This is a genomic window from Ideonella azotifigens, assembly GCF_006519715.1.
In the GTDB taxonomy this organism is placed as follows: domain Bacteria; phylum Pseudomonadota; class Gammaproteobacteria; order Burkholderiales; family Burkholderiaceae_C; genus Ideonella; species Ideonella azotifigens.
The window spans coordinates 1-4,410 of sequence record NZ_VIDT01000472.1; the positions used below are offsets into that span (position 1 = coordinate 1).

The window sequence follows — 4,410 nt, forward strand, 5'->3', positions numbered from 1 at the left end:
CGTGCGCACAGCGGTGGCGTTGGAGTTGATTCGACCGCCGGACCTCGCTCGCGCCGCGGGTCGCGCGGCACAGGCAGGGCCCGATGAAAACCTTGTTTGGATGTCCTGCACAAAGGCAGGACGGCACATTCCATGAATTCTCTGCCGCCTCTCTCGTGCCGGCCGCGGGTCACGTCGGGACCCGCCATTCCGGCCTTGAAAAGGCGTTGCATCACCTTGGACACGCGCTACTTCTGCGTGTGCCGCCACCATATCGCCCGGAGCACCCGGGTAAACTCTGAATAATCAAGCACTTAGGGCTCAATCGTGGCTCAGACCATTATAAAGGCTAAAAACAGGCCTGCCACGGGCCCGTCACGCAAGGCCACGACGACGGTGCGTGGCGGCGTCCAGCCTGGCAGCGCCACGCCGAAACGGCCGGCCAAGCCTGCAGCCAAAACGCTTGCCAGGCCGAGCACCGCCCCTGCGGCGATCCCTCGCGCACCGCTTGCGGTCAAGCCCGCACCGGCGCCGGCAGCCCCGCCGCCGGTCCAGGTCCAGCAGCTGACGATTGACGACGGCAGCGCCGGTCAGCGCCTGGACAACTTCCTGCTGCGCGTGCTCAAGGGCGTGCCCAAGACGCATGTCTACCGCATCATCCGCGCCGGCGAGGTGCGGGTAAACAAGGGACGCGCCTCGGCCGACACCCGGCTGGAACTGGGTGACATCGTGCGGGTGCCGCCGGTGCGCGTCTCTGCCGCCAGCACCGACGAAGCTGCAGCCGCAGCGGTGCCGCCACGCGAATTCCCGGTGCTGTTCGAGGACGAGCACCTGCTGGTGATCGACAAGCCTGCGGGCGTCGCGGTGCATGGGGGCAGCGGCGTCAGCTTTGGCGTCATCGAGCAGTTGCGCCGCGCCCGGCCGCAGGCCAGGTTCCTGGAACTGGTGCACCGGCTGGACAAGGAAACCTCCGGCCTTTTGCTGCTGGCCAAGAAGCGCAGCGCGCTGACGGCCTTGCAGGACCAGTTCCGCCAGCGCGAAACCGGCAAGACCTACGCCGCGCTGGTGATCGGCCACTGGCCCGAAAGCAAGAAGGTCATCGACGTCGCGCTGCACAAGTACCTGACGCCCGAAGGCGAGCGGCGGGTGCGGGCGGTGCCCGAGGACCATGGCGAAGGCCGGCGCTCGATCTCGCTGGTGCGGGTCGTCACCCGCTATGCCGCGTTCAGCCTGCTGGACGTGACCATCAAGACCGGCCGCACGCACCAGATCCGCGTGCATTTGATGCACGAAGGCCATGCCATCGTCGGCGACGACAAATATGGCGATTTCGGGCTGAACAAGGCGCTTGCGGCCGGCCGGATGGTGGCGGGTGCCAAGTTCGAGCGCATGTTCCTGCATGCCCGCCGGCTGGCCTTCGACCATCCCGCCAGCGGGGAGCGCATCGAGTTGGCGGCACCGCTGCCTCCTGAATGCGAGACACTGCTGACCCAGTTGCCAACCGGCTGAGCCTGCTGTTGGCCCCCATTGGCCCCGTTGGCCGAGAATTCACCGCATGACCCGACCCCGCCGCTTTGACCTGATCGCCTTCGACTGGGACGGCACGCTGTTCGATTCGACGGCGCTGATCGCGCGTTGCATCCAGCAAGCCTGCCGCGACCTGGGTGTGGCTGTGCCGACGCTGGAGCAGGCCTCCTATGTCATCGGCCTGGGCCTGCACGATGCCCTGCAGCACGCCGTGCCTGGCCTGCCTGCCGAGCGCTATCCGGAGCTGGGCCGGCGCTACCGCCAGCACTACATGGCATCGCAGCATGACATCAGCCTGTTCACCGGCACGCTGGAGATGCTTCACGCCTTGCGCGAGCGCCAGCATTTCCTGACGGTTGCCACCGGCAAGAACCGCAGCGGGCTGGACGAGGCGCTGGCGCACACCGAGTTGCGCGGCCTGTTCGACGGCAGCCGCACGGCAGACGAAACCTTCTCGAAGCCGCACCCGCGCATGCTGGAGGAGCTGATGCGCGAATTCGGCGTGGCGCCCGAGCGCACGCTGATGATCGGCGACACCACGCATGACCTGCAAATGGCCGTCAATGCCGGCACGTCGTCCGTTGGCGTCAGCTTCGGCGCGCACGATCATGCGTCTTTTGCGCCCTTGAACCCCCTGTTCGTGGCCCACTCCACTGCGGAGCTGGCCCAGTGGCTGCTTCACAATGCGTGACGTGAACGCCGCTCCTTTTGTCCAACAGCCGCTCTGCGCCAGTGACGCATTGGTCGAGCGCGGCACCGCCCTGGTGTTTGACGTGACGCTGTGGGGCCAGCCTGCGCGCGCCTTTGCGATGCGCTTCGACGGCCGCGCCGTCGCCTACATGAACCGCTGCGCCCACGTGCCGACCGAGTTGGACTGGCAGCCCGGCGAGTTCCTGGACCACGACAAGCGCTGGATCGTCTGTTCGCTGCACGGCGCCACCTACGAGCCTTCCGATGGCCACTGCATCGCCGGTCCCTGCCGCGGCGAGCGGCTGATGGCGCTGGACCTGGTCGAACGCGAGGGCCAGGTCAGCTGGTACCCGACGCCGGACATCCAGCCCCTGAGCTTCGACTGACATGTGACTGACGCGGCCGATCTGGCGCCCTTCGGCCAATCAGCCCTTTCTTGATTTCCCTTCACAGGCTTACCCGCTTCCCTCTTGATGAACCCGCCCACTGAACCGACGTTCCAGGATTCGCCCGAACTGCCGCCGCCACCGGTCCCGCCCAGCCCGGCGCCGGCCGCAGTGGCCTCTGCCGAGCCCGACCGTTTGCAAAACCTGGAATCGCTGATCCGCCAGCTCGGCGGCGAAGTGCTGCGCGAACGCCGCAGCGAGCGCCGCTGGAAGCTGGTGCTGCGCCTGGGCTGGTTCGGCCTGGTGCTGGCCATCATCTGGGGCGTGATGTCGCAGCGCGGCCATGTCAACTCGCCTTCCGGCCCGCACACCGCTTTGGTCGAAGTGCGTGGGGAAATTGCTGTCGACAGCGCCGCCAGCGCCGAAAACCTGGTGGCCTCGATCAAGAGCGCCTTCGAGGACCAGACCGCGAAGGCCGTGGTGCTGCGCATCAACTCACCCGGCGGCAGCCCGGTGCAGGCCGGCATCATCAACGACGAGATCCGTCGCCTGAAGGCCTTGCACCAAAAGAAGGTGTATGCCGTGGTCGAGGAAATGTGCGCCTCCGGCGCCTATTACATTGCTGTTTCTGCTGACGAGATCTACGTCGACAAGGCCAGCATCGTCGGCTCCATCGGCGTGCTGATGGATGGCTTTGGCTTCACCGGCCTGATGGACAAGCTGGGCGTCGAGCGCCGCCTGCTGACCGCCGGTGCCAACAAGGGCATGCTGGACCCGTTCTCGCCGCAGAACGAGAAGCAGACCGCCTACGCCAAGGCCATGATCGACCAGATCCACCAGCAGTTCATCGCGGTGGTCAAGCAAGGCCGCGGCGATCGCCTGAAGGAAACACCTGACACTTTCTCCGGCCTGTTCTGGAATGGCGAGCAGGCCGTGCAACTGGGCCTGGCCGACCATTTCGGCAACCTCGACTATGTCGCCCGTGAAGTGATTCAGGCCGAGGAAGTGATCGACTACACGCCGCAGGAAAATGTGGCTGAGCGGCTGGCCAAGCGGTTTGGCGCGTCGATCGGCGCCGGTGCTGCCAAGGCGCTGACCCAGATTGGCACGCTGCGTTGAGAAGTCGTCGTGGCCAGCGATGACCCTAGGTTTTGTAGGGTACTGAGCCGCTTGCCCAGGCAGAATGACGGCCTTGCTGCGATGCAGCACTTGAGCCCGGGTCCTTATGACAGGGCTGTGACTTAGAGATGAGCCTTCACCCTGCCGAAAACGCCGCGCCTGCCGCGGCCCGCCCTGTGACCAGCCTGCCGCGCCTGCGCGAAATGGCTGCGCGTGGCGAGAAGCTGACCATGGTCACCTGCTACGACGCGACCTTCGCGCAGTTGCTGGAAGAGGCCAGTGTTGACACCTTGCTGGTCGGCGATTCGCTGGGCAACGTGGTGCAAGGCGAAAGCAGCACGTTGCCGGTGACGCTGGCGCACATGGCGTATCACACCGCCGCGGTGGCGCGCGCCAAGCGCAACGCCTGGCTGATCACCGACATGCCGTTTGGCAGCTACGAAGCCAGCCCGCAACTGGCGATGGCCTCGGCCGTGACGCTGATGCAGGCCGGTGCGCAAATGATCAAGCTAGAAGGCGGTGGCGTCACGGCCGAGACGGTGCGTTTCCTGACCGAGCGCGGCATTCCGGTCTGCGGCCATTTGGGACTGACGCCGCAGCGCGTGCACGCGCTGGGCGGCTTCCGCATCCAGGGCCGTGAGGAGGCCGCTGCTGCGCTGTTGCGGGCCGATGCCGCCGCGCTGGCCGATGCCGGCGCTGCGATGCTGGT

General features: G+C 66.4%; 6 protein-coding genes. 5 read left to right on the forward strand and 1 reads right to left on the reverse strand.

What is annotated here, in order from left to right; translation table 11 throughout:
• On the reverse strand, positions 1 to 224 hold a 224-nt coding region (locus FKP22_RS33525; RefSeq protein WP_211361510.1), incomplete at its 3' end, for a hypothetical protein.
• Between the two features lie 319 nt (positions 225 to 543).
• On the opposite strand from FKP22_RS33525, the gene FKP22_RS22130 reads away from it, so the two are divergent.
• The 5 genes from FKP22_RS22130 to panB form a co-directional block, all read left to right on the forward strand.
• Entirely contained in the window at positions 544 to 1,488 is a 945-nt protein-coding gene (locus FKP22_RS22130; protein WP_141289854.1) for an RluA family pseudouridine synthase, read from the forward strand.
• Between the two features lie 46 nt (positions 1,489 to 1,534).
• Complete coding sequence (locus tag FKP22_RS22135) at positions 1,535 to 2,197, forward strand: HAD family hydrolase (protein WP_141289850.1); 663 nt, start codon at positions 1,535 to 1,537, stop codon at positions 2,195 to 2,197.
• A 1-nt stretch (position 2,198) separates the two neighbouring features.
• A complete protein-coding gene (locus FKP22_RS22140; RefSeq protein WP_141289851.1) occupies positions 2,199 to 2,582 on the forward strand; it encodes a Rieske (2Fe-2S) protein in 384 nt (127 codons plus the stop codon).
• A gap of 87 nt (positions 2,583 to 2,669) precedes the next feature.
• The gene (locus tag FKP22_RS22145; RefSeq protein WP_141289852.1) at positions 2,670 to 3,701 is read left to right on the forward strand and encodes a S49 family peptidase; all 1,032 of its coding nucleotides are present in this window, start codon (positions 2,670 to 2,672) and stop codon (positions 3,699 to 3,701) included.
• 128 nt (positions 3,702 to 3,829) lie between these two features.
• A partial coding sequence (gene panB / locus FKP22_RS22150) for a 3-methyl-2-oxobutanoate hydroxymethyltransferase (RefSeq protein WP_141289853.1) occupies positions 3,830 to 4,410 on the forward strand: 581 nt, incomplete at its 3' end.

Excerpts from the sequence above, each read along its gene's own strand:
- FKP22_RS22145 (WP_141289852.1), top strand. The coding sequence starts at position 2,670 with ATGAACCCGCCCACTGAACCGACGTTCCAGGATTCGCCCGAACTGCCG.
- FKP22_RS22135 (WP_141289850.1), top strand. The coding sequence starts at position 1,535 with ATGACCCGACCCCGCCGCTTTGACCTGATCGCCTTCGACTGGGACGGC.